The 24,950-nt window shown below is 65.6% G+C and carries 19 protein-coding genes; 10 read left to right on the forward strand and 9 right to left on the reverse strand.

Annotated elements, in window-relative coordinates:
- Nucleotides 1-98: 98 nt before the first annotated feature.
- On the forward strand, nucleotides 99-398 hold the full coding sequence (locus AB0F17_RS58315) for a hypothetical protein (RefSeq protein WP_358043494.1): 300 nt from the start codon (nucleotides 99-101) through the stop codon (nucleotides 396-398).
- 135 nt (nucleotides 399-533) lie between these two features.
- Here the strand turns inward: AB0F17_RS58315 and AB0F17_RS58320 are convergent, their stop codons facing one another.
- Nucleotides 534-1,340 (reverse strand): hypothetical protein, encoded by an 807-nt coding sequence (locus tag AB0F17_RS58320; RefSeq protein WP_358043497.1) that lies wholly within the window; start codon nucleotides 1,338-1,340, stop codon nucleotides 534-536.
- Nucleotides 1,341-2,089: 749 nt separating this feature from the next.
- Nucleotides 2,090-2,779 carry a sulfite exporter TauE/SafE family protein gene (locus AB0F17_RS58325; protein WP_358043500.1) on the reverse strand — a complete coding sequence of 230 codons (690 nt, stop codon included), beginning with the start codon at nucleotides 2,777-2,779 and terminating at the stop codon, nucleotides 2,090-2,092.
- Between the two features lie 136 nt (nucleotides 2,780-2,915).
- Between AB0F17_RS58325 and AB0F17_RS58330 the strand changes: the two genes are divergently transcribed.
- A complete protein-coding gene (locus AB0F17_RS58330; RefSeq protein WP_358043503.1) occupies nucleotides 2,916-3,236 on the forward strand; it encodes a hypothetical protein in 321 nt (106 codons plus the stop codon).
- Nucleotides 3,217-3,549, forward strand: coding sequence for a type II toxin-antitoxin system PemK/MazF family toxin (locus AB0F17_RS58335; RefSeq protein WP_358043506.1), 333 nt, complete (start codon nucleotides 3,217-3,219; stop codon nucleotides 3,547-3,549). Before AB0F17_RS58330 ends, AB0F17_RS58335 begins: the two co-directional genes overlap by 20 nt.
- 87 nt (nucleotides 3,550-3,636) lie before the next feature.
- Here the strand turns inward: AB0F17_RS58335 and AB0F17_RS58340 are convergent, their stop codons facing one another.
- The gene (locus AB0F17_RS58340) at nucleotides 3,637-4,251 is read right to left on the reverse strand and encodes a TetR/AcrR family transcriptional regulator C-terminal domain-containing protein (protein WP_358043509.1); all 615 of its coding nucleotides are present in this window, start codon (nucleotides 4,249-4,251) and stop codon (nucleotides 3,637-3,639) included.
- Between AB0F17_RS58340 and AB0F17_RS58345 the strand changes: the two genes are divergently transcribed.
- The gene (locus AB0F17_RS58345) at nucleotides 4,199-5,134 is read left to right on the forward strand and encodes an ATP-binding cassette domain-containing protein (RefSeq protein WP_358043512.1); all 936 of its coding nucleotides are present in this window, start codon (nucleotides 4,199-4,201) and stop codon (nucleotides 5,132-5,134) included. The genes AB0F17_RS58340 and AB0F17_RS58345 overlap by 53 nt on opposite strands.
- Nucleotides 5,135-5,163: 29 nt before the next feature.
- Nucleotides 5,164-6,000, forward strand: coding sequence for an ABC transporter permease (locus AB0F17_RS58350; protein WP_358043515.1), 837 nt, complete (start codon nucleotides 5,164-5,166; stop codon nucleotides 5,998-6,000).
- Between the two features lie 216 nt (nucleotides 6,001-6,216).
- Here AB0F17_RS58350 and acnA read toward each other — a convergent pair whose 3' ends face one another.
- Both acnA and AB0F17_RS58360 read right to left on the reverse strand, forming a co-directional pair.
- Entirely contained in the window at nucleotides 6,217-8,961 is a 2,745-nt protein-coding gene (gene acnA / locus AB0F17_RS58355; RefSeq protein ID WP_358043517.1) for an aconitate hydratase AcnA, read from the reverse strand.
- 145 nt (nucleotides 8,962-9,106) lie between these two features.
- A complete protein-coding gene (locus AB0F17_RS58360) occupies nucleotides 9,107-9,835 on the reverse strand; it encodes a metal-dependent hydrolase (RefSeq protein ID WP_358043520.1) in 729 nt (242 codons plus the stop codon).
- 329 nt (nucleotides 9,836-10,164) lie between these two features.
- Between AB0F17_RS58360 and AB0F17_RS58365 the strand changes: the two genes are divergently transcribed.
- The 5 genes from AB0F17_RS58365 to AB0F17_RS58385 all read left to right on the forward strand — a co-directional run bounded on the left by AB0F17_RS58365 (nucleotide 10,165) and on the right by AB0F17_RS58385 (nucleotide 14,990).
- On the forward strand, nucleotides 10,165-10,881 hold the full coding sequence (locus AB0F17_RS58365; RefSeq protein ID WP_358043523.1) for a PadR family transcriptional regulator: 717 nt from the start codon (nucleotides 10,165-10,167) through the stop codon (nucleotides 10,879-10,881).
- Between the two features lie 4 nt (nucleotides 10,882-10,885).
- Complete coding sequence (locus AB0F17_RS58370; RefSeq protein ID WP_358043526.1) at nucleotides 10,886-11,422, forward strand: DUF1707 domain-containing protein; 537 nt, start codon at nucleotides 10,886-10,888, stop codon at nucleotides 11,420-11,422.
- Between the two features lie 81 nt (nucleotides 11,423-11,503).
- Nucleotides 11,504-12,391 carry an alpha/beta hydrolase gene (locus tag AB0F17_RS58375; RefSeq protein WP_358043529.1) on the forward strand — a complete coding sequence of 296 codons (888 nt, stop codon included), beginning with the start codon at nucleotides 11,504-11,506 and terminating at the stop codon, nucleotides 12,389-12,391.
- Nucleotides 12,388-13,731: an MFS transporter gene (locus AB0F17_RS58380; protein WP_358043532.1), complete on the forward strand. Its 1,344-nt coding sequence runs from the start codon at nucleotides 12,388-12,390 to the stop codon at nucleotides 13,729-13,731. Before AB0F17_RS58375 ends, AB0F17_RS58380 begins: the two co-directional genes overlap by 4 nt.
- Nucleotides 13,732-13,859: 128 nt before the next feature.
- Entirely contained in the window at nucleotides 13,860-14,990 is a 1,131-nt protein-coding gene (locus AB0F17_RS58385; protein WP_358043534.1) for a hypothetical protein, read from the forward strand.
- Between the two features lie 16 nt (nucleotides 14,991-15,006).
- Here the strand turns inward: AB0F17_RS58385 and AB0F17_RS58390 are convergent, their stop codons facing one another.
- The 4 genes from AB0F17_RS58390 to AB0F17_RS58405 form a co-directional block, all read right to left on the reverse strand.
- Nucleotides 15,007-15,885 carry a hypothetical protein gene (locus AB0F17_RS58390; protein ID WP_358043537.1) on the reverse strand — a complete coding sequence of 293 codons (879 nt, stop codon included), beginning with the start codon at nucleotides 15,883-15,885 and terminating at the stop codon, nucleotides 15,007-15,009.
- Between the two features lie 9 nt (nucleotides 15,886-15,894).
- Nucleotides 15,895-16,161, reverse strand: coding sequence for a hypothetical protein (locus tag AB0F17_RS58395; protein ID WP_358043540.1), 267 nt, complete (start codon nucleotides 16,159-16,161; stop codon nucleotides 15,895-15,897).
- A 174-nt stretch (nucleotides 16,162-16,335) separates the two neighbouring features.
- A complete protein-coding gene (locus tag AB0F17_RS58400; RefSeq protein ID WP_358043543.1) occupies nucleotides 16,336-16,911 on the reverse strand; it encodes a hypothetical protein in 576 nt (191 codons plus the stop codon).
- A gap of 1,809 nt (nucleotides 16,912-18,720) precedes the next feature.
- Nucleotides 18,721-24,420, reverse strand: a complete 5,700-nt coding sequence (locus tag AB0F17_RS58405; RefSeq protein ID WP_358043545.1) for a LamG-like jellyroll fold domain-containing protein — start codon at nucleotides 24,418-24,420, stop codon at nucleotides 18,721-18,723.
- Nucleotides 24,421-24,950 lie beyond the last annotated feature (530 nt).

A 24,950-nucleotide genomic window follows, 5' to 3' on the forward strand; every position in this document is an offset into this window, starting at 1 on the left:
CTCCAAGATCACCACCCTGCAGACACAGCGGACACGCCGTTCAACTCTGCACGTTTACCTGTACCTGGCTCTGCACTGGAACCCGTACGCCGACAGGCGTGCTCATCGACGACCGGCGCCCCTCCTTCGAGGCCTGGCTGGAGCGCAAGCTCGACGGCCTGGCCGACGGCATCCTCGCTGAGACCGAGCACTGGCCACGAACCCCGCACCAGGAAGGCCCGCGCACCGCAGCGCACAAGCCGGACATCGTCTGGTCTCACATGAACAACGACCAGCCCACCCTTCTGGCCTGGTCACAGCGCTATGACCACCTGCGCGAGATCACCCGTGACGACGTTCTGGCCGCCCTCGATGACCTGACCGGCTCTGCAGTTCGGGGCCCCTTGTCCAGGTCGTAGGCGTCCGAGGCCTGCGGGATGAACCTGCCGCACAGGCAACGTTGCCACCTGACACCGAACTGCGGAACCTACAGCACCGGCGGGAGCAGGTGCCGGGAGGGCGTCCGCCGATTTCGGACGCCCTCCCGGTTCGTGTCAGCCGTCGTTGACGATGACCTCGTGGAGGGACCGTGCCGGTCCTGACATGCCGTTTCCGGCCCACCGCGCAACGTAGAAGTAGCGACCGCTGGTGGCCGGCATGTCGGTGAAGGTGAAGGTGCCGTCATCGCTGACGGGGACCGGCGACAGCATGGTGCTCGTGGAGCTGTCGCCGATTTGCACGGTGCGCTGCACCGTGAGGGTGCTGCCCGGCGGGGGCGGATTGCCGCCCGTTTCCACTACGCCGCTGAAGTGCATCTCCGTGCCGGTGGTGCCGAGTGCCGGTCCGGTCATGGTGAGGGAAGAGCGGTGTCTGACCGTCACGACCGCCACCGTGCTGCTTGCGCGAGCGGTGTCGTCACCGGCCCAGGCGACGGTATAGATCACCTCGCCGACACCGGGTGGCTGGTCGCTGATGATGAGGGTGCCGTCGGGCGCCGTGGTCACGCCGTCGAGCGCCTCGTCGGTTCCGCCGGGGAGGCGGCGGGTCACCGTGAGCGGCTGCGCGCCGAGAGCCGAGCCGTCGGCCCGGGTGAGCCGCCCGAAGATGACGACCTCCATGCCCGTCAGCACCCGCGGCGAAGTCGTCAGTGTCAGCACCGACGCCGGGAGCGCGATGTCAGAGGACAGTCCCAGGGTCACGCCGAGGTCGGTCGTGGTTTCCGCGGCCGAGGCCGCGGGGGAGGGCGTGGCGGCTTGGGATGGGGCGGCGAGCAGACCGGTCGTAACGATCACGGCAAGGCCTAGGGCGGCTAATCGGCGGATGAGCAAGGACGAGGCGAGGCGTGGACGCTGCTGCTGCACGTGCATCTCCTTCGAGAGGGAACGGGGTTGCTGTTCTTTCTCCGAGCTGGTGTGGGAACGCTGTTCCGGGTTGCGCGCGCCGACTCAGGTGACGACGCGCCTGACTCCGGCGTCTGGCTGAGGTTGGCGCGCATGGCGTTCGTCTCATCCGGCCCGGCGCGCCAATCCGGGTGGAACGCCGGTCAAGCACCGGTCAAAGCGCTGGTCGAGGGTGGATCATGGCGATCTTATCCGTCGGGCGCGTCCTCGTGATCAATAAGGGGCGCCACCTGTGATGAGGCTCCTGTCCCTACTCCATCGAGGTGGCGTGCCAGCCGTTCGTGGCACCCGATATGGCGCGTGGTCATGCAATGAAAGTCCGCTCCAAGTGCAGGTCACGGGTGGCGGGTGGCGGCGACGAGCAGATTGGGCCGCCGGTGCTCTGGTATGCGACCACCCGGAACGGGAGCAGCACTCTTCATCCGTGGCTTGTGGGATAGGCCTGACAGCTCCTCTTCCGTACAGCTCAAGGTCAGCCCGTACCCCGACCCCACCGCGAACTTCAGGGACTTCGCGGTCAACGCCTTCTGCGGGAACGCACCAACCGACAATTGCCGCCGAGCCTTCCCGGCCGGGAAGGCTCTGGCACCGGCGTTCGGTCAGGCTCTGACGGTCAGCCGATCAGGGCCTGACGCTCGGCTGACCAGGGACGGATGACCGCTCGGCTGATCAGGGACGGATGACATAGAGGCGCGGACGGACCGGGTGGCTCAACCGGCCAGGCTCTGGCCGATGAGGGCGACGGCCGAGACCGCAGCCACCACCAGGACCGCCACCCGCACCTTGCCGCCGTCGAGATAACGCCGCAGCGGCCCCGACACCAGGAATCCGAGCACCATCGGCACGATCAGCACCGCCCCCGTGGCCGCCGCCCGCCCGGAGAACTCCCCCACGAAAGCCAGCAGAGCGATCGACTGAGCGGCACTGAGGAAGAAGAACATCGCCAGCGTCGCCCTGATCTGCGGCCCCTTGGCGTTCTGGTAGACCAGCGCGATCGGCGGCCCGCCGACGCCGGTCGCGGTGCCGGTGATGCCCGAGACGAACCCGGCCGCCGCGACCGTCACGGCGTTACGCGGCACACTGACCGCCCACGCCGTGAGCGCCACCGCGGCGAGCACCATGACCCCCACGAAGACGCCTCGTGTGTAGACAGATATGTAGACCACGATGACTGCACCGATGACCCCGCCAGGCACTCGCCCCAGCACCCCGAAAGCCACCCCGCGCCAGTCCACCTTCCGCCACTCCACGGCCAGCGTGAACAGCGGCAACGTCATGTTGACCACCTGAATGGCGGCGGGCATCAGGGAGTGGTCGAGCATGGTGAGCACGGGCGCGGCCACCAGCCCCAACCCGAACCCCACGCTGCCCTGAACGATCGCCCCAACGAAGACCGCCATACCGCCAACAATCAGGACTAATGCCATCTGAGTCATAGAGAAGAGTCAACCATCATCACTTTTAGTTATCGTTCCAGCCCTTTACGTGACCATGAACATGTAGATTCCTCTTAGACGCCGACGTAGCCTTCGGAGTGTGCGCATGAAGCAAAAAGCAACGACGATGCGCGTCAGCGTCGCAACAAGAGATCGCATCGCCCGAATCGCCCGACAGGAGGGCCGGAGCATGACCGAAGTCCTTGTCGACGCCATCCACGACTACGAGCAGAAAGTGTTCTGGGAGAGGCTCAACGAGCAGATCGAGCGGACCCAGAAGAAAGATCCCGAGTCATGGGCCGACTACCTCGCCGAACGAGAGCTTGTCCTGGGCCCGCCATCACGCTCGCGCCGGATCGCGCCGGAGTGGGAGGGGCTGATCACGTTCCCCGAGGAGACAGATGAAGATAACCCAGGGTGAGATCTGGTTCGCCGACTTCGGCGAACCAGCCGGCCGCGAGCAGGGCTACCCCCGCCCCGCCTTGATTCTCAGCAATGACAGTCTCAACCACTCGCGACTGGGGCTGGTTTTCGCGGTTCCGCTGACGACGCGAGAACGCGGCTATCTCACGCATGTCCGGATCGCCCATAAAGGAACAGGTCTGGCCAAGACCAGTTGGGCGATGGTGGAGCAGCTTCGCGCCATCTCGCCGGAACGGTTCGACTTCTACGTCGGCACAGTGCCGGACGAGGTGCTCGCCGACGCCGTTAACGTGCTCACGCGGATGATCTGACCGGCGCCGCCCGGCGAAGTGAAAGTTCGCCGGGCGGCCGCCATCCACATGGTGTCAGATCCCGCGGTCGACAGTCGCCGACCCGCCTCAATTGGCGGCGTGCCCGCTCGGCAGCCTCAGCCGCATGCCGTCCAAGAGGAGTGCCAGCCCCGCCTCGAACGATTCCTCGCCCTGCGGGTCGCCGGCCGCCGCCAGGGCCGCCATCAGCCGCGGGTAGCGTGCCTGAAACTCCGCCATATCGGGCATCGACTCGTCCACGCCCCTCCGCGTCCGGTCGGCCTGCTCCTCCAGGACGAACCCGGCCACGTACCCGCTCACCGCGAACAGCCCCCGCGCCGCGTCCACCCCCGTGAACCCCGCCCGCTCCAGCGCCTCCACCGCCCGCTCCACCAGGGCGAACATCTCAGGCGACGGCCTCGTCCCCGCCGCCAGCCTGGCCCCGTCTCGGCGGGAGTTGAGCATCGCGCGGTCCCTGCGGGCGTTGTCGGCCACCCACTCCCGCCACAACCCCGGGTCCGTCAGCACGGGCCGCCCCTCGTGCTCCACCGCCATGGCCGCGGCCATCGCGTCGAGCAACTGCTGCTTGTTCTTGAAGTGCCAGTACAGCGCCGGGGCCTGCACGCCGAGCTCCGCCGCCAGCCGCCGCAGCGTGAGGCCGTCGAGCCCCACCTCGTCGAGCAGCCGGAGTGCGCTCGCGGGCATCGACTTATCCGTCCCGGCGGGCACGGTCTGCGGGCTGCTCGGGCCCAACGGAGCAGGCAAGACCACCGCCGTACGCATCCTCACCACCCTGCTCCGCCCCGACTCCGGCCACGCCGAGGTGGCCGGGCTGGACGTGGTACGGGACGCGGAGCGGCTGCGCTTCATGGTCGGGCTCGCCGGGCAGCACGCGGCGGTCGACGAACTGCTCACCGGGCGGCGCAACCTGGAGATGTTCGGCCGCCTGTACCACCTGCCCAAGGCGACGGCCCGGCGCAGGGCGGAGGAACTGCTGGAGCGGTTCGACCTGGCCGAGGCCGCGAACCGGCCGGTCAAGACGTACTCGGGCGGCATGCGGCGGCGTCTCGACGTGGCCGCCAGCCTGATCGTCTCGCCGCCCGTCCTGTTCATGGACGAGCCCACGACCGGGCTCGACCCGCGCAGCCGCCTCGGGCTGTGGGAGCTGCTGCGCGACCTGGTCGGCGAAGGGACCACGCTGCTGCTCACCACCCAGTACCTGGACGAGGCCGATCGTCTCGCCGACCAGATCGTGGTGCTCGACCAGGGGCGGGTCGCCGCCGCCGGCTCGCCCGCCGAGTTGAAGCGGCGGATCGGCGGCGACCGGGTGCAGGTCGTCTTCCGCGAATCCACCGACGTCCCCAAGGGCCTCGACCTGGTACGACGTGCGGGCGGTCGCCGGGTGGCGGGTGGTGATCCGCAGGTGGTGGTCGTGGATGGGCGGCAGGTGACGGTGGCGGTCGAGCATGGGGCTCAGTCGCTCATCCACATAGCCGGCGCGCTGGACGCGGCCATGATCCCGGTCGAAGACCTGTCCCTCCGCCGGCCCACCCTCGACGAGGTGTTCCTCCACCTGACCGCGACCTGACCTGGCCGAATCTTCCGAGGTGACTCCCCATGGCCGTGCTCCACGTACCCGCTCCACCGAAGACGCTCGGCGAGCGCCTCCGCTGGACGATCTCCGACTCCCTGACCATCGCTCGCCGTACCTACTCCAGGATGAGGGCACAACCAGCGGAAATAGCCGGATTCCTGGTGTTCCCCGTGATCATGACCGGCCTGTTCGGCTACGTCTTCGGCAGCGCGATCACCCTCCCCGGCGGGGGCGATTACCGCAGCTACCTGATGCCCGGCATCTTCATGCAGGTCATGGCGATGACCGCGACCGCGGCGGCCACGGCGGTCGGCGAGGACATGGAACGCGGCATCATCGACAGGTTCCGCGCCCAGCCGATCGCCCGCAGCGCCGTGCTCATCGGGCGCAGCGTCGCCGACCTGTCCCTGCACCTGCTGTCGCTGGCCTCGATGGTGACGGCGGCCGTGCTGCTGGCCGGGTGGCGGGCACACGGCACGTTCGGGCAGACGGCGGCGGCGTTCGGCCTGCTGGCCCTGTTCGGCTTCGCCATGATCTGGGTCGGTACGTACATCGGGCTGTTCGTCAAGAGCGGCACTCAGGCGGACGCGGCGACGTTCGGGTGGCTGTTCCCGATGACGTTCCTGGCCAACACGTTCGTGCCGACGGAGGGGCTTCCCGCGTGGCTCAAGCCGATCGCCGACTGGAACCCGATGAGCGCCATGGTCGCCGCCGCGCGCCAGTTGTTCGGCAACCCGACGTCGCACTCCTCCGCCTGGCCGCTCCAGCACCCGATCACGGCCGGCGTCCTCTGGTCGGTGGCGATTCTGGTGATCTTCGTGCCCCTCGCCGTCCAGCGCTACCGCTCCGCCTCCCGCTGACAGCGAAGAGCCGCCCCGCACGTGTGGTGCTGGGCGGCTCTTCAGGGTCGGGTGGTTCACCCCCGATATGGGCGCGTGAGGTCGCGCCCGCCCGGCCGCGGGAAGGGCGGCACGGGATCCCGGCAGCCTCCGCCCGGCTGGTGGCCGAGACGGAAGCGCGGGAGGACTCAGAACCCTCGCGAGAGCACCCTCATGAGAGAACCCTCGCGAGAGAGCTCACGACTTCGCGAGGAGCGAGCGCAGGACGTACTGCATGATGCCCCCGTGCCGGTAGTAGTCGGCCTCGCCAGGCGTGTCGATGCGGACCACCGCGTCGAACTCCACCTCGCCCGCCTTGACGTGCACGGTCCCGGGGATGCCGCCCTTGTTGAGCTCCTCCACCCCGGTGATCTCGAACGTCTCCTCGCCGGTCAGCCCCAGCGAGGCGGCCGAGGCGCCCTCCGGGTACTGCAGCGGCAGCACGCCCATGCCGATCAGGTTGGAGCGGTGGATGCGCTCGTACGACTCCGCGATGACGGCGCGGACGCCGAGGAGCGCGGTGCCCTTGGCCGCCCAGTCGCGCGACGAGCCCGAGCCGTACTCCTTGCCCGCCAGCACCACCAGCGGCGTCCCGGCCGAGGCGTAGTTGACCGAGGCGTCGTAGATGAACGACACCGGCCCGTCGGCCTGGGTGAAGTCGCGGGTGTAGCCGCCCTCGGTGCCGGGTGCGATCTGGTTGCGCAGCCGGATGTTGGCGAACGTACCCCTGATCATCACCTCGTGGTTGCCGCGCCGCGAGCCGTAGGAGTTGAAGTCCTTGACCGCGACCTCGTGAGCCTGCAGGTATTGGGCTGCGGGCGTGCCGGCCTTGATGGAGCCGGCCGGTGAGATGTGGTCGGTGGTGACCGAGTCGCCCACCTTCACCAGCACGCGGGCACCGGAGATGTCGGTGACGGGGTCGGGGGTCGAGGGCATGCCCTCGAAGTAGGGAGCCTTGCGGACGTACGTCGAGGAAGGGTCCCACTCGAAGGTGTCGCCCGTGGGGATCGGCAGCGACGTCCAGTGGTCGTCGCCCTTGAACACGTCGGCGTAGTCCCGCTCGAACATGTCGCGCCCGATCGAGGAGTGGACCACGGCCGCGATCTCCTCGGGCGACGGCCAGATGTCGCGCAGGTAGACCGGCGAACCGTCGGCGCCGAGGCCGAGCGGCTCGGTGTCGAGGTCGAGATCCAGGGTCCCGGCCAGCGCGTACGCCACGACGAGCGGTGGCGAGGCCAGGTAGTTCATCTTGACGTCGGGGTTGATCCGGCCCTCGAAGTTGCGGTTGCCGGACAGCACGGCCGTGACGGCGAGGTCGTTGGCCTGGATCGCGTCGGAGATCTCCGGCTGGAGCGGCCCGGAGTTGCCGATGCAGGTGGTGCAGCCGTAGCCGACGAGGTTGAAGCCGATCTTGTCGAGGTACGGCTGGAGCCCCGAACGCTCGAAGTAGCCGGTGACGACCTGCGAGCCGGGCGCCAGGGAGGTCTTGACCCACGGCTTGCGGGTCAGCCCCTTCTCGACGGCGTTGCGGGCCAGCAGGGCCGCGCCGAGCATGACGTACGGGTTGGAGGTGTTGGTGCACGAGGTGATCGCGGCGATGGAGACGATGCCGTGGTCGATCTCGAACGAGGTGCCGTCCTCCAGCGTCACCGCGACCGTCTTGTGCGGGCGGGTGCCGTTGGCGCGGGAGTTGGAGGCGGGCGCGTCGGAGGCGGGGAAGCTCTCCTCCACGGCCTCGTCGACGCCGTCGCCGTCGAAGTCGGTGACGTAGTTGCGTACGTCGCGGCGCCAGGTGTCCTTGGCGGCCGACAGGGCGATGCGGTCCTGCGGGCGCTTCGGGCCGGCGATGGACGGGACGATGGTGCCGAGGTCGAGCTCGATGTACTCGGAGAACACCGGCTCGGGCGCCGAGGAGTCGAGCCAGAGGCCCTGGGCCTTGGCGTACGCCTCGACGAGCGCGATCTGCTCCTCGGAGCGGCCGGTCAGGCGCAGGTAGTCGACCGTCTGGCCGTCGATCGGGAAGATCGCGCAGGTGGAGCCGAACTCGGGGCTCATGTTGCCGATCGTGGCCCGGTCGGCCAGCGGCACGGAGGAGACGCCGTCGCCGTAGAACTCGACGAACTTGCCGACCACACCGTGCTTGCGCAGGATCTCGGTGACCGTCAGCACCAGGTCGGTGGCCGTGGCGCCGGCGGGCAGCTTGCCGTTGAGCTTGAAGCCGACCACGCGCGGGATCAGCATGGAGATCGGCTGGCCGAGCATCGCGGCCTCCGCCTCGATGCCGCCGACGCCCCAGCCGAGGACGCCGATGCCGTTCTCCATCGTGGTGTGGGAGTCGGTGCCGACGCAGGTGTCGGGGTAGGCCTTGCCGTCGCGGACCATGACCACGCGGGCCAGGTGCTCGATGTTGACCTGGTGGACGATGCCGGTGCCGGGCGGGACGACCTTGAACTCGTCGAAGGCGGTCTGGCCCCAGCGCAGGAACTGGTAGCGCTCGTGGTTGCGCTCGTACTCGCGCTCGACGTTGCGCTGGAAGGCGTCGGGGTGACCGAAGTAGTCGACGATGACCGAGTGGTCGATCACCATCTCGGCGGGGGCCAGCGGGTTGATGCGGGCCGGGTCGCCGCCCAGGTCTCGTACGGCCTCACGCATGGTGGCCAGGTCGACGACACAGGGCACGCCGGTGAAGTCCTGCATGATGACACGCGCCGGAGTGAACTGGATCTCCACACTCGGCGCCGCCTTGGGGTCCCAGGTGCCCAGCGCGCGGATGTGGTCGGCCGTGATGTTCGCGCCGTCCTCGGTGCGGAGGAGGTTCTCCAGCAGGACCTTCAGGCTGAACGGGAGGCGGGCAGCGCCCTCGACGGCGTCCAGCCGGAAAATCTCGTATGACGCGTCGCCGACGCGTAGCGTGTCACGGCTGCCGAAGCTGTTCGCGGACACGGTGATTCGCCTCCTCCATAGACATTTGCTCAGTTGAATCCTGCCGCACCCCGGGAGCAGTAAGAACGTTAGGTGAACCTAACCCGCGGGACGTGCGGCGGATGTCTTGATATCAAGATATCTCGGAAAGTATCTCGACATCAAGTTAAACTGGCGCCAACCGCCAGAACAGCAGGCCGATGATGGCGACGGACAGCACGGGAGCCAGGATCTTCTGCTCGAACGTCTGCCCGGTCTTGATCCCGATCTTCCACGGCAGCACGAACCGGACCGACAACGGCCACAGCACCGGGCAGCCCCGCTCCGTCATGCAGTCACCCGTGACGTGTATGAGGCAGCCGATGGCCACAGCCATGCCCAGCCAGGCGTAGCCGACCCCTTGTGACAGGAAGACGGCGTAGAGCCCGGCGGTCAGGCCGACGTTGATCATCGCCGAGCCGAGCTTGTTGCCCGGGATGCCGATGCCGATCGCCCGCAGCGCCAGCCCGATGAGCAGCACGACCATGATGTCGCGGCCGATCGGATAGGTGTTGGCCAGGAAGTGCGCCCCTAACCCGAGCGCCACCGCGAACACCAGCGAATGCGTCGCCCCCCGGTGCCCGCCGCTCACCCAGTTGACGGCCTTGCTCAGCGCCCAGGTGACCGGCCCGAACGTCTGCGCGATCGTCGCGCTCGGGTGGTCCAGGTCGGGCAGCATGGCCGCGCCCGCACAGACGATGGCTCCGGCGATGAACTCGGCCGGAGTGAGGGCGTTGGCCATGATCCCGGTCTCGATGTACCTGGACGATTCGGTCAACATCGGAAGCGCGGCGAGCCCGGGCGCGAGTCCAAGCCAGGCGATGGCCCCGGTCATCGCATGCGAATGCCCCATCATGATCAAAACTGTACGGCAAAGCCGTTCTTTACGCGCGGGGACCCGCCAGCGCGCTCCTCGGGCCGATCGTCGCCTCGCGACTTTGCCAACCCCATACCGGGCGACTTTCCCGGAAATGCAGACGAGGTCGTCTCCTGCGGCGACAGCACCCCCCAGCCCTGCCGACGCGGAACGACCTCGTCTGCTCTGAACAACGGTGCTCTCCCGTCTCGTGTTCCCGGATTCCGCAACTTTTTCGTGATGTGTCTCACTCTGGGACACCGCTTGCGAACGACATATTGGCGATATATCTTTGAAGCATCGAGAACATTCGTTAGAAGGAGTTTCACATGACTTCCGCACAAGCAGCAGGCAGGTCGTGGCCCGAGCCACGAGAGTTCAGGCGTGCCGCCCGCGAAGCGCTCAAGGCCGTGGCCGAGGCGTGGGAACAGGGCGGACACCATCACCACCACCGCGGCCCGCACGAAGAGCGGCCGCGCGGCCGGGGGCGCAGCTTCCCGCCCGAGTTCGGGCGCGGCCCCTGGGGTCCGTGGGGTCCCGGCGGCTCGTTCGGGCACCGCGGCGGCTGGGGCGGCCGGGGTGGCCGGAAGGCCAAGCGGGGCGACGTACGCGCCGCGATCCTGGCACTTCTGTCCGAGCAGCCGCGCAACGGCTACCAGATCATCCAGGAGATCGCCGAGCGCAGCGAAGGCGGCTGGAAGCCCAGCCCCGGCGCCGTCTACCCGGCGCTCCAGCAGCTCACCGACGAGGGGCTGGTCGTCGCCGAGGAGAACGAGGGCCGCAAGACCTTCCGCCTCACCGAGACCGGCCTCGCCTACATCGAGGCGCACGCCGACGAGGTCCGCGCGCCGTGGGACGAGATGCGTCCCGACATCGACGACAACACGGCGGACCTTTGGGACATCTCACGCCAGTCGACATTCGCGATGATGCAGATTTTGCAGACCGGAAGCGACGCACAAATCCGCGAAGCGCGTAAGACTCTGGTAGAGACCCGGCGCAAGCTCTACCAGATTCTGGCCGACGGCGACCCGGGCGAGGAGTGACGGCATGACCGGCGCCACACTGGAAGGCCGGTTCGGGGAGAGCGAGGAACCGGTCATGGACCCCAACGATCTCCGCATCGGCGACGCCGAGCGCGAACAGACGATGGCCGACCTGCGCGAGCACTTCGCGCAGGGACGCCTTGACCGCGAGGAGCTGGACCAGCGCCTCGACCGGACACTGGGCGCGCGCACCGCGCGCGAACTCGAGCAGGTCACCGCCGACCTCCCCGGGCAGCGGCGGCAGTACGACTACCGCGAGCCGCAGAACGGCTTCCCGCCTGAGGCGTTCGACAAGGACGCCTGGCGGGCGGCGATGAAGGCGCACCGGCACCAGATGCACGCGATGCGTCACGGGCAGCGCGACATGCGCCGGGGGTGGGGACGGCCGCACCGCGGGCCGGGGCCGTTCCTGCCGATTGTGTTCGGGTTGCTGATCGTGGGGCTCATCTTCGGCGGGTTCGGCATCCTGAAGGTGCTGTTCTTCGTGTGGATCGGGGCGATGGTGTTCAGCATGATCCACCGCCGCTCGCACCGCCGCTGACCCCCTTAGGCCGATTTAAGGGCATATATAGGTCCGATCGCCGCCGTCGGTCGGGGGCCGACGGTCGGCAGAATTCGGGCCATGTTTCAGCACCCGAACGGCCGTCATCACGAGATCCGCGGCCACCGCCTCTGGGTGGAGCAGGACGGCGTGGGCGGCGACCCGGTCGTTCTGCTGGCCGGGCTGGGCCCCGCCGGCTCGCACGTGGTCTTCCATCCGCACTTCGACGCGCTGGCCGCCGACCATCGGGTGATCTACGTCGACCTGCACGGCCGTGGCCGTTCCGACCGCCCGGCCGACCTGGGCGAGATCACCTTCGCGGGCGACGTGGCCGACGTGGCCGCCCTGCTCACCGAGCTCGGCCCCGCGCACCTGTACGGCTTCTCCTACGGCGGCCTGATCGCCCAGGCCATCGCCCTGGACCACCCGCATCTCGTCACGACCCTCACCCTGGCCAACACCCTGCACAGCCCGGAGATGTGGCAGCTCAACCACGCCAACATCAACCGTGAGCTGGCCACCCAACTGCCCGAGACGTGGGAGCGCATCCAGGCGCTGCGGCGCTCCGGTCTGCGTTCGACCGATGAGCCCGTGCGGGCGGAGTTCGCCGCGGCGGCACCGCTGATCAGGTTCTACGATCCCGCCAACGCCGCCCTCCTGGCCTCTGAGCCGGGCGCGCGGAACGAAGCGCTTTATCCGCTCTTCTGTGGCGATGACGTCGATTTCGTGATCGGTGGTCAGGTGCCGGTTATTCCGGACTTCCGACCGCGGCTGACGGAGATCGCCGTCCCGCTGATGGTGCTGGCCGGGCGGTATGACCGGGCCCTGTATCCGGCGTTGCAGCTCGACTTCCAGCGGTTCGCCCCGCGGGCGCGCTTCGAGATGCTGGAGCGCAGCGGCTCCTTCGGCCACGTCGAGGAGCCTGGGACCGTACTGGGTCTGCTGCGCGACTTCTGGCGGTCGGTATGAGCGTCGTGACCTCCGGCGCCACGACATCGCCGCCGGAGCGGGCGGCCGGGCGGGACTTCGGGCTGCTGTGGGCGGGGCAGTCGCTGTCGCTGTTCGGGGATCAGTTCATGACGCTGGCGTTGCCGCTGCTGGCGGTGACCGTCCTGGGCGCTTCCCCGGCGCAGGCCGCGTTGCTGCCGTTCGCCCTGTTCGTACCGTTCCTGCCGCTGGGCCTGCCCGCCGGGGCCATCGTCGATCGGCTGCCCCGCCGTACCGTCATGCTGGTCTGTGACGGTGTGCAGGTGCTGGCGTTCGGCGCGATCTGGGTGCTGGCGGTCGCCGGTGGGCTGACGTTCCCGCTGCTGTTCGCGCTGATCTTGGTGAGTGGGTGTGCGGTGGTGTTCTTCCAGGTCGCGTACACCTCCTACCTGCCCAGCCTGTACGACGAGGCGGACGCGCTGCATCGCGGCAACACGCGGCTGGCCTTGTCGGAGTCGGCCGCCAAGGCGCTGGGCCCGATGGCGGCCGGGCCGGTCATCGCGGCGCTGGGGCTGGTCGGCGCGGTCGCGGCCAACATGGCCAGCTTCGCCGCCTCACTCGCTTCCCTGGCGTTGATCCGCCACCGCGAGTCGGGCACCGCTGCCTTGGGCGTCGCACACGAGCCAGACGCCGCGCACACACCGGGCACCGCAACCCCGCGCGTCACCCGCGAGCCAGGCTGGATGCGGCGCGACATCGCCGAGGGCCTGCGGTTCGCGCTCCGGCATCCGATGCTCCGTCCCGTCCTGGCGTGCGGCACGACGTACGTCCTGTTCCTGTCCATGGTCGAGACGAGCCTGGTGCTCTACTGCCGCAACATCCTCGGCCTGTCCCCCGGCTGGATCGGCGTGGTGATCGGCGCCGCTGCAGCGGGCTACCCGATCGGCAACCTCCTGTCGGCCCGGCTGATCCGCCGACTCGGCTCGCCGCGCACGCTCGTACTGGCCGCCTCGGTGTCCGTCCTGGGCATCGTCGCCATGCCCGCGCTCGGCTCCCTCGGCGGCCCGACCGGTGCGATCGGGCTGGTCGCGGGCAGCATCATCCACTGCGTCGGCGAGGGCGCCTTCAGCCCCACCTCCATCACGATGCGCCAGGTCCTCACCCCGGCGGCCCTGCTGGGCCGGGTCGGGTCGGTGCAGCGGTTCCTCCTGTGGGGAGCCATCGCGCTCGGCAGCCTGCTGGCCGCTGGGGCGACCGCTCTGGGCGGGCTCGCCGTGGCGGTGTGGATCGGCGCGCTGGGCACCGTACTGTGCCTGCCTGCCCTGCTCCAGCGCGGCATCCGCGCGGCGATGACGTCTCGCGCGGACCCGGCTCACCCGTGACCGCGTCGCTGAATTCACGGCCTCAGGCGTTCGACAAGACGTCAGCAGAGAGTCAAACAACGGTCGGTAAAGATGTCCCGCGTCCGCTTATGGTGTCGATCATCACTGATCCTCCGGAAAGGTAACGCATGCGGGTCGCTCACGTACTGTTCGCGGCGCTGACGGCGTCGGTCCTGCTCGCCCTCCCAGCCCACGCGGCCGACCGGCCCTCGCGACTACCGACGGAGGTGTACGGCGGAGCCTGGCCGGCCGGTCACGTCCAGGGGATCGCCATCGACCAGAAGAAGGGGTTCATGTACTTCTCCTTCACCAACCTCCTGGTCAAGACCGACCTCGCCGGCAAGCCGGTCGGCTCCGTCACCGGCTTCACCGGCCACCTGGGCGACCTGGACTTCAACAGCCGCGACGGCCGCGTCTACGGCTCGCTGGAGTACAAGGCCGCCAAGTCGTTCTACATCGCCATCTTCGACGTGGACCGCATCACCAGCCTCGACATGAACGCCGAGACCTCCGACGTGGTGACGGCCGTGTACCTCAAGGACGTGGTGGACGACTACAGCGCCGACATGAACGGCGACGGCGTCTTCGACGGCGACACCGCCAAGACCGCAGACCACCGCTACGGCTGCAGCGGCATCGACGGCGTCGCCTTCGGCCCCGCGTTCGGCAAGCGGGGCGGCGCCGACAAGCTGACGGTCGCGTACGGCATCTACGCCAACGTCGACCGCCAGGACAACGACTACCAGGTCATCCTGCAGTACGACATCAAGCAGTGGCGCAAGTACGAGCGCCCGCTCACCCAGACCGCCCCGCACACCTCGGGTCCTGACAAGTCCGACGGCAAGTACTTCGTCCGCACCGGCAACACCACGTACGGCGTGCAGAACCTGGAGTATGACGGCTTCACTGGCAACTGGTTCATGGCCGCCTATAAGGGCATCAAGCCAACCTTCCCGAACTACTCGTTCTTCATGATCGACGGCTCCAAGCGTCCCGTTCAGGGGCCTATTGAGGGCCAGCCGCAGCCGGAGCAGGGGGCGACGCTGTCTCTCGTCCGGCGCGGTCTGCACGATGCCGCTTCGGACGTGTGGGGGTGGGAGTTCGGCGGGCAGTACGGTCTGGCGTCTCTTGACGACGGGCGCTATTACGTGTCCCAGCAGGGGACGGTCGTGGAGGACGGCGTGACCAAGCAGACGGCCCACGCCCAGCTTCACCGCTGGACGGGTCAGGCTCCGGCGCCGTTCGAGCGAGTCCAGTAGTCGCGGGCCGGCCCTGTCACTCTCCGACGGACAACTGATCGTTCTTCGGCCACAGGGCCGGCTTGCACTTACTGAAGTCGGAGTCTTTGCAGTACTTTTGTGAGTTCACCAGGTACATGGTCTTGACGTGGCTTTTCTTCAGCAGTTGGCGGAGAAGGGCGGGGTTCGCATCCGGTACTACATATCCGTGGACGCGTCCCGCCTGGGAAGCCTTGACGAGCCGGTCGCGGCTCAACCCGAACTGCTGCAACGAGGCATCGTCCTCAGGCCCGAGCGAGTCGGCCCAGGATTGGAAATCGTAAGTCACCTGATCGCTGGCGCCCCCGCAGTTCGCGCAGAACCAGGTCTCGAAGTAATCCCAGTAGATGGGCGGGCCACCCTCAGCCGACGAGAAGAGCGCATTGTTGAGGCTCAGATACCCTCGACTTCGGATGCCTTCCGCGGTCAACGGCTTTTCCAATTCGACGACCACCGTCACGGCGCTGCCCCGCCCCGCCTCCTTCAACCGCTCGCCAACAGCCTTCTTCGCCGGCTTGTCCCCATCGGGCGGGCCGACGCGCCGGAGCGCCCTGGTCAAGGCAGGGGCTCCCTGTAGATCGGGGCTCGAATAGGAGATGCGGCCGGATGCCTTGTCCTGACGTATGACGAGCGTCGTCTTGGGGAGCGTGGAATACCAGTTCGGCTCTAGTTCCAACTGGATGGCCATCTCGCCCGCCGACCGGGGCATCACATAATCGCCTCGCCTTATCGTGTACTCAGGGTGAGTCACTCGAAAGGCGTTGGCCGTCACGTACCCGAACCGGTCGATGTCTGTGTACCTATAGGCATGAGGCTGCGCCACACTGCAGCCTGTCAACAGGACCGAACACAACCCCAGAACGGCCACCTTGATCACGGCGCCACCCTACCGGCGATCGATGAGCGCGCATGCCACAGCGGCGATCATCATCCCGATACCCACATAGACCATCATCATGAGGCCATCTGGTCGGAGTTGTTCGAGAGCCTGGAGGGTGCCGCCTGCCCCTAAAAGAGCGAGGCAGAGCAAGATGCCACCGGAAGCGATGAACGCCGCGCTTGCCGCGACCGGCACTGACCGGAATTTCCGCACGCGTAAGAGGGTGACCGCCCACGGAAGCAGGACGAGCAAGATCAGAAGTGGCAACGTCATCACCTGAGCCCAATGAGAAGGTAAGCCGCTGAGCATAGCTTGCAGTAGCCATCATGGACATGTCCTGGTTTTCGGGCACGAGCAGATCTCCGACAACCTCACAGCGCCTACGTTCGCTGACCGATGTGGCGCAAGGCAGCGGAATCTATCTCCAGCTCTCTACTGCCGCGATCCTTATCGTGCGTACCTCAGGATTCTCCAATACTTCGGCCAGCCTGTTTTGGGGTATCCGTAGGTCAGGAATCCGTAGACGCGACCTTCATCGGCCGCCCGGCGCAGTGTATCAATATCAAGGTTGAGACGTTTGAGGTTTGGCGCGTCCAGCCAACGTAAGCGCGACACCCATTGGCGGTAAAGTTGAAGCGGCGGAGTCGCCTCACACTTTTCCGCATAAATGGCGCATGGGCGCCAGTATATGGGCGAGTTCGCCTGAGCTTTCCAACCAGAAAGGAAAGGATACACCGCGTCCGAGCCGATGCTCGAAACCTGGACAACGCTATTTAGCTTACTTTCCACTAGCGGCTCAGAGAGCTCCACCACTGCCGTGACCCACGCATCGTCCGACAGCTTTGCGATCTCACGCCGCGCCTCTGCTTTAGCATGCTTGTCTTCTCCACGTCCACCGCCAAAAGAGGACAGCAGCTCATTTAGTTTTGCCTTTGGCAAAGATGGCGAAGAAACGATGCCGAGTACATTTACCCCTATGGCTCCAAGGACTGTCCGGCCTTTGTCCGAATGGGCGTAACTCAAAAGCCACTATATGCACATCAGTGATGAACGGCCCAACGTCAGTCTCACGATTAAATGCGATTCGATATTCGGGATGTGTCATCTGAAATGCGTTGCCATAAATTTCCCGCAAGCGCTCAGTACGATCGCTGAATAGGTGGATACCTTCAAGCACACCACCCACGACTGCAAGCGAAACTAGAACAGCGAGCCGAAACCGTCGCCGCCGCCATATGGGCTCCATCAAGACTTAACCTCTCACTTGCCTGAAGACAGGATAAATGGTGGGGGTTGAGGCACCCGCCCCAACTCCCAGCAGGGGCAACACGGAGGCGACCATATACGTGTAGGAGAACCGCAAGGCGGTGGACGGCCAGGACGGCCTCTACGGCTGCGTCGGATCGTCAGGACGGCGGGGCGCCGCCGCATGAGGCGCCCCACACGTCAGTCGCACAGTTGCCCGTCGCCGGGCCATGAGTATTCAACGGGTTCGTCGCAATGGCTGGCGACGCGCACGATGTACATGGTCTTGACATAGTCCTGCTTCAGGAGCTGGCGAAGAAGACCGAGATTCTCCGCATGCTGAATGTAGGCATGAATCCTCCCAGCCCGTACCGTGTCTTTCAAGGAGGTATGGCCAGGCATGGCCCCTTAGCTGCTAGCCTCCCCTGGTCCTGGTTGCTCCCATCGGCGACGTTTCGCAGGGGCCCAGGGGGCGCGGCGATGCTGCCGAGCACCAGAATGGCCGGCCTAGCGAAGGCCGGTATCACGAAAGAAACAGGAGCAGCCACTCCTCCCGAACTACAGTACAGGGGAGGAATATTGAAGAGTGTCACATATAAGCCATTTGCCGTAAAGAGGATCCGGCAACCAGGAGCGTAATTCGCGTAGCAACCAGAAAGAATTGAGCAGGCTTCCTCATAGGCGCCATGCACTTTCCCCTTCATTTTCGGGTGGTTGTATATGCGCCTAGTAGGGCCCGGCACCACCTGACATAGGAGGGATGCGCGCTCAGGGGAGCACGGTGAATAGTATTGCCCACTTGGCGCCACGCGGTGCCCGAATCGTGAGTTCCCGAACTTTTGGTGGCTTTCGTGGATAATTATCAATTGTATAAATGGTATGGCCAGCTTTGCATGGACGCACCAGGTGCGGGCCAGCGCCGTTTACTGTCTCGACCACCAACTCCCCTTCTGGCCCTACGCAATCCACAGCGACTGTGTAGTAAGTGCCGAGTTTTACCTTTGTGGGCCAGTAAGCCTGTTCTCCCTTCTCGTCGGTGTGATAGAGAACAACCTTTCCCTTGGCTATTTTTCTCAGGTCCATTAGAGGCCGCATTGCGTGGGGGGAGGGACTGGCCGAAGAAAGCGGAGGAGAGGGTTTCGCGGTGTTGGGCGGATCTTGGTCCGCCCGACCCTGTGCCGAGCAACCCGACAGGAGCGTTATAGCCAAGACAACGATAGCTAGCCTGCGCATCAGTCTCCGTATCTCAATATCAGATGGTAGTTACGTCGATGACCCGCATAGGACGGCCAAAGTCATCTCGGGCATGAAGATCCTATGGCCTGATGCAGAGGACCTCCAGAAGGCGTGGCAAGTGCATCGATAGGACCTTCGTGGTCGCTTGTGAGATCCCTCGGAGCTACCTGGAGCCGCGATCAGGGCCAGACGCGCTTGAAGCACTGTACCGAGCAGCTCGTTAAGCTACAGCCTAAGTGTCTAAATCGAGACAAAGCCATAACATGGGTGCGGCCGGGCCGCGTCATCGCCCGGCCCGGCCGCACCCTACCCAAATGCTCTATTGAGGTTGCCTGTCATCATGGTCGAGCCTCACCGGTTCAACCACTTACTCTTAAGGGTAAAGATGCGCTGGTCATCATCCCCCTTGAAGGCTTTGATGTTGAAGGAGCCGGCGGAGATTAGCCGGAACTTCTCAAGCTCACAAGCCGTTGTCCCTGCACTCAAACACTCTCCCAGCACGGCGTTGCGATAGGAGATTATTCTCGTCCGGAAGGCCCGCTTCCACGGTTCTCCATTGGCAGGAATCGGTGCGACGTTGCCGCCAGGATCGCCTGTATTGCTGCTGGGTGAGGGACAGTCTTTGGTCCTCATCTGAGAGTAGACGGTAGAGAAGGAGCCGCTCATTTCTACGCTGGCCCAGTCTATCGGGAACCCTGCTCCAAGCGACGTACCTAACTCGATGCCGTGCTGCCACTGCGACAGCTTTTGCCTGAAGCATGGCGACGCGGCGACATCAACCGACGAAAGTTGGATGAGCTTGGCATTCCTCTTTCTCTCATCAGTACTGCGTACCTTGACGCCCCGGATCACCTTGCTCGGATCACGGAAGGCATTGCTGGTCCAGACGACAGCGGATACCGCAACTTTGTTGATCGTCCACGTCGCTCCGTCGTTGTCACCACACCGGTTCCATTTGGCCAGTCCGGTGACCTGAAACTTCATCCCGGCCCGTATATCCATCTCGTCTTGAAACGAGACAAGACCAGGAAGCAGTGGCGGCTCCGTCGAGTCGCAGCCGGCAGCCACGGTAGCCGAACGGATTTGGCCCGAGACGGTGTTGTTGTCCCATTGGACTTCTTGCTTGAGCAGCGCGATCTCATCGGTTTCACCCATGAAATCTGACGAGCTTTCTTCCACTTCGATCGGAGCCTGGATGATCGTGAGACCGCCGCACCGGTCGAAGACGAATATGTCGATGATGGGATCGCTGGGCTCGACCACGCCGCTTGTTCTGCGGACCGACTTCGTGGTCCCAGCCGACGCGCCCGGCTCAGAGAGCTCCCAGGTTCGCTTGACGGTCGCGGTCACCCACACCCTGCCGTCGGCTGCCTCTCGAGGGACCACATTCTCCACCATGACTGTGGAGTTACTGCGGGTGGTGCCCTCGGCATCCAGTAGCTTCTTCTCCGCGACCAGCTCGTTGTTCAGCAACGAGATCATCGCTGTGATCGAGGCCTCTGGAGTTACGCCTGGAGCCTGCCACACCGTGGCCGCGCGGCCCTCAAGCACCGCGTCTTGCGCCTGATAGAAGTGCTTGATGCGATCGGCGTAGCTCTGCGTGCTAGCTGTCGCCGCCTTGGCGATGCCGGCCGGTCCCGGCGTTGCCTCCAGGACGCAGGTTGATTCGTCCGAAGGCGGCGGCGCCGCCTTCGGCGTAACCGTTGCCGACTCCCATGCGCTGGTGCCATACGGCGTCTTCGCTCTGACCTTGACAGTGTACGTGGTGCCATTGCTCAGACCGTCGATTGCTACCCACGGTTCGGTAACTGTCAAGGTTCTAACGGTCGCATCACCTCCAGCAACCTCGACGTCGTACCCTGCTATTCCGGCGGTGCTGCCGGTACTCGTAGGAATTCCCCAGCTGGCGATCGCGCCACTGTCGCCAGACTGCGTCGTGAGATTTTCGACGGCGTCAGGGGCCTCCGGCGGGACATAGGTCACGACGATCGAGCTTGACGAAGTCGAGTCCGCTGCACCGAAGGTCACGATCTCCTCGCGGTTGGAGGTGAGCATCAGCCACTGATGTGCGCTATCTGCGACATCCGCTTTGGGAGCGTGCATCGGCAGCGTATAGATAGCCCTGGTGTCGATGTCCCTTGTCAGGTCGGAACTCTTCGTGGCAGAGGTTACTGCGCTCTTGAGTGGCACAGCTGTGACCACTGTGTCGCTGGGGCAGGATCCTGAAGCACATGTGGGTGTGCCCAGATTGAGAAGGGCTTGTGTGATGGCAGAACCACCTGGCAACTCGCCATACTTGACGTTGATCACTAGCGCGGTTTTATCCGCGCCGGTGCCGCCGAATTGCAGGCTAGCTGTGTCCTCTACGGAGCAGGGCCCGCCAGCGCAAGCGGTTGGATCGATCTTGACCGTCTTCAGGACGAAATTGTCCCGCCCCAGCGTGACTTGAGTCTCGCTGCTGGGCGCATCGGTCACCTCGCCCTCTGCCGCTTCAATTGCGAACGAAACTGGCGCTGTCTTGGGCGTGCAGACTTCCTCGATGCCTGAACCGTCTGATGTTGTGGCGCTGGTTGTCATCTTCGGCGCGATGGCCGGGGTTGTGGTGCCACCGAGGGGGGTGTTCATGTCGGTGGCGATTTCGGTGACGGTTTGCGCGCGGTTGTAAACGCGCACTTCGTCGATGACGCCCTTGAAGTAGTCGCCGTAAGCGGTGTTGCCGCCGATGTGGAAGGCGCCGCCGTCGTCGAGCAGATCGCCCGTTACGGGGCTTTGGCCTACCTGGCTGCCGTTGAGGTACAGCCGGGCCGTGCTGCCGTCGTAGGTGACGGCGAGGTGGCTCCAGGTGTTGACCGGCAGCGATCCACTTCCTGAGACCGATCCGAAATTGTCCTCGGTGGCCAGCAGACCCGTAGGCGTGGAACCGCCGTTGGCGGCGTACAGGCCGTAGCCGAGCTCGTCGATCGTCGCATTGTCCTTGCCCATGACAGTGCGATAGCTATCGACGGCGCTGGGCTTTACCCAGGCCGACAGAGTCAGGGCGTTGGTCATCTTCAGCGAGGGCGAGTGGTAGACGGTTACCCAGCTGGAGGTGCCGTTGAAGGACAGCGCCTTGCCGTACTTGCCGGCCACCCAGGAGGTGCTGGCAGCGGTGCCGTTGTTGGTGCCCGTCTTGTCGGCGACGGCGGTTCCGGTGCCTTCCTCCATTCCGTAGGCGGCAACCAAGCCACTCGGCGATGGGGTCGGTGTAGGTGTTGGGGTGGGCGTCGGAGTGGGCGTAGGTGTAGGCGTGGGGTCGGTGCCGGGATCAGTGGACAGCGGACTGGTGGCGCAGGCGTTCATTTGCCATTTGTAGGTGCGGCCAGGCTGGACGGTGTTGGCGGGAACCTGGAAGGAGGCCCGCTCCCCGCCGTTGACCGTACGAGTGCCGATTGGCGCAGATCCCACCGGTGCGCCGGTGTTGTCATACAGGTAGTACTTGGCCATGACCGGTCCGCCAGAGGGCCGGTTGACCATGCCGGACAGGATCGGCTGGGCCGGGTCTGCCATGCCGGTCTCGGTGTCGGAGGGCAGCATGGGTGCGTCGGAGGTGATGCGATAGGCCGGGCTCTCGTTGCATGAGGGCGGAACAACGCCGACGCGGCAGGCCTTGACCACGAACTTGAAGCTAGCAGGGTTATCGAGGGTGAAGACCTTGTCCAGCACCTGGCCGGACAGGATGCCGTTGTGCGTGGTGGTGGTCGGCACGCCGACCATGGTGCGGATATCAGCGGCGCTCAGCACCCGGTGGTAGACGTGGATGTCGTCAAGGGCGCCCTCCAACTTGCCGTCGCCTTCGAGGATCAGGCCGCGACCGATCTGGAATTTGCCCCGGGCGTTCCAGTCGACGGTGTGGTCGCCTTCAGCGGACAGTTCGCCGTCCACGTACATGCGGACCTTGTGTGCGCTGGCGTCGTACTGGACGGCCAGATGCGTCCACTGGCCGATCTTCGCCAGGTTCTTGGACTGGATGACGCGCTCATGGATCACGTTGGGGATGTCCTGGGTGACCATGGACATCAGCCAGCGCTGATCGTATTCGGGAGCGTCGGAGGTGGCGTAGGCCAAGGTGAAGCCGGGCCAGTTGACGCCCATCTGCGACATCACGGCTTGGTCGGCCGTGCTGCTGTCCAGGCGTACCCAGGCTGCGGCGGTGAAGCTCTGGTTGGTGTTGAGCACCGGCGCGGTGGTGCTGGCTTGCGCGCCGCCGGTCAGCTTGACGGCCTGTCCGAGTTGGCCGGGGACTCGGCTGTAGCTGCCACTCAGGGTGGCGTTCAGGTTTGTGCCTGAGGAGTCGGTGGCGGTGGCGCCGGAGGTCTCGTCAAACTTGTAGTAGGCCGCCTCACCTGTGGGCAGCTGCGGGGCCGGCGGAGCCATGGTGGAGTCGTTGACCGTCACCGTGTAGTCGAGGTTCGTCGCCTCGGGCACCCTCGAGTTGTAGGACACCTTGACGTTGGTGCTGCGGGCGATGGCGTCGTTGCCGTTCATCGAGTCGATCGACTCGGCGCTCACCGTGGGGATCTCGGGCGGTAGGACCCAGTCCACGCTCAGTTTCGGAGGCGTGCCGCCGGTGAACAACTGCGGCCAGAACGCGAAGTCCTCACCGAAGTTCTGCGCGACAGGGCTCTCCGAGGTCAGCTTGAGCATCAGACCGTAGTTCGGTGTGCCCGAGGCCCACAATCCGGCCATGGCGGTGAGGTCCCAGCTCCACACCGCTCCGGTCGTGTCCGGCAGCGAACACGGATCGATGGAGGCGCGTCCCTCGCCAGTGCTGGCCGGCTGGTTGCCCCAGAAGGTGTCGTTGGCCACCCATGCCGCGGTGATGCGCTGCGCGGCGATCCCCTGGAACTCGCTGCAATTGATGACGTCCTGACGCAACTGCAGCTGCATCGTGGCCTTGACCACGTGCCGCCCGGCGATCGAGGCCGTGTCGAACGCCATCATCGTCCGGCCGATGCGTTCCTTGAAGACCGGCGTACAGCCGGTGCCTGAGCACTCCTTCCAGTTCGACCGGCTCACAACTCCGGGCGAGCGTTGATCGCTAGGCGATCGGACTCCCACCTCCTGGGTCACGCCCAGCGTTGTTGTGGGATCCACCGTCACTGGGTACTGGGTGGCCGGGTCGGCCAGCCACGCGGTGTCCGGCTTGAGCACCAGTACGGTGGAGCTGTCCTTGCCCTCGACCGTGGTCTCGATCTTCGCCTGACGGCCAGGATGCTCAGCACTTGGCTTGTCCGCCGCCGCGTCCCACATCAGCGGCGCCGGAGCCGACGCCACCTGCTTGCCCTTGGGGGCCGACAGCGAAAGGCCACCGGACTTGGACGTCTTGAGGTCCAGCCCACGCGCCTGCACCGGAATGCGGAACTCCAGCGCTCCGGCCGGCCGTTCGCGTAACACGATGTCGTGCCGGAATCCGGTCGGCAGGGCGGTCACCACCAGGTCAGCCGACGGTCCGGCCGCTCCGACGTACGTGGCCACGTTGCCCTTGATCTGAGGGTGTGGCAACGCCGTCGGCCAGGACAGCTCGAACGAACGGTCCCTGCCCAGCTTCATGGTCGCGAAAGGTCGCGTGCCACCGGCCGAGAGGCGCACGCCGCCCTTGGCCCGCTTGGGCCGCAGCACTCCGTTCTGCTCGACCAGGGAGGTGTCGATCCACGCCCACGAACCGTCACCCTGCTTGAGCTGAGCCGGACCGGAATACGACTCCGTCGCCAGATGCCCGTCCGGGTAGGCCCACGTACGCGATGTCTCGGTGAAGGCGGACTCAACGGGGATCGTCTGGTTGCTCTGCTTCGCCTCCTGGAGCGCGGAGCGCAGAGATGCGTCCGGATCATCCGGGCGAGGGAAAATGGTCTTCGTCGAGCCGGGAGCGCTCCCAACCGGCTCGGGGTCAGCCATGGCCGACGTCACCGTTCCCGCAACCAGCAGCGATGCTGCCACCGTGAGCACCGTCGCCAGAGCGATTTGCCGGGACGGTTTCCCGCTCAACCTCGTTGTACGTCGCAATTCGTTCACTAACACCCTCAATCAGGCGTGAGTTGACATGACACAAGATCAATATCCTCACCTGATCAAGCCGACAAGGGTGAGATAGATCACTCAAAATTCGAACACATTATCTGTAACACCTGGAGCTCCAGCTCGATGGGGTGCGTCCGATAAGAGCAAGATCCAGCCCTGACGAGCGACAACGTCATCAGCCCCCAACGCCCTTGGCACGCCAACAGGATGGTTTCGGCCTCACGCATAGAGCGTCGCCCGCAGGGCCTGATCTTTATATTTGCCTTACAGCACTAACGCCCAACCGATCGTCCGATCCCGGCTATAGCGCGACGCAAGAGTGGCAAGATGATCAGCTATCAGCCGGAGCGGTGGCCCGGAGATGCGACCAGTCCGGCCACGTCGAGGGTGACGGATTCGATGGAAGCCAAAGTGGAAGAGGCGGCCATGGTCACTTCTGCGCTGTAGTCGTGGGTCACGACCGACCCAGTGTGGTGCCGGCCTTGAACGCTGTGATCACAGCCTCTCCCGGCCAGGGCGCGGTC

Origin of the sequence: Nonomuraea sp. NPDC026600 (assembly GCF_040638335.1) — a bacterium.
Taxonomy (GTDB): Bacteria; Actinomycetota; Actinomycetes; order Streptosporangiales; family Streptosporangiaceae; genus Nonomuraea.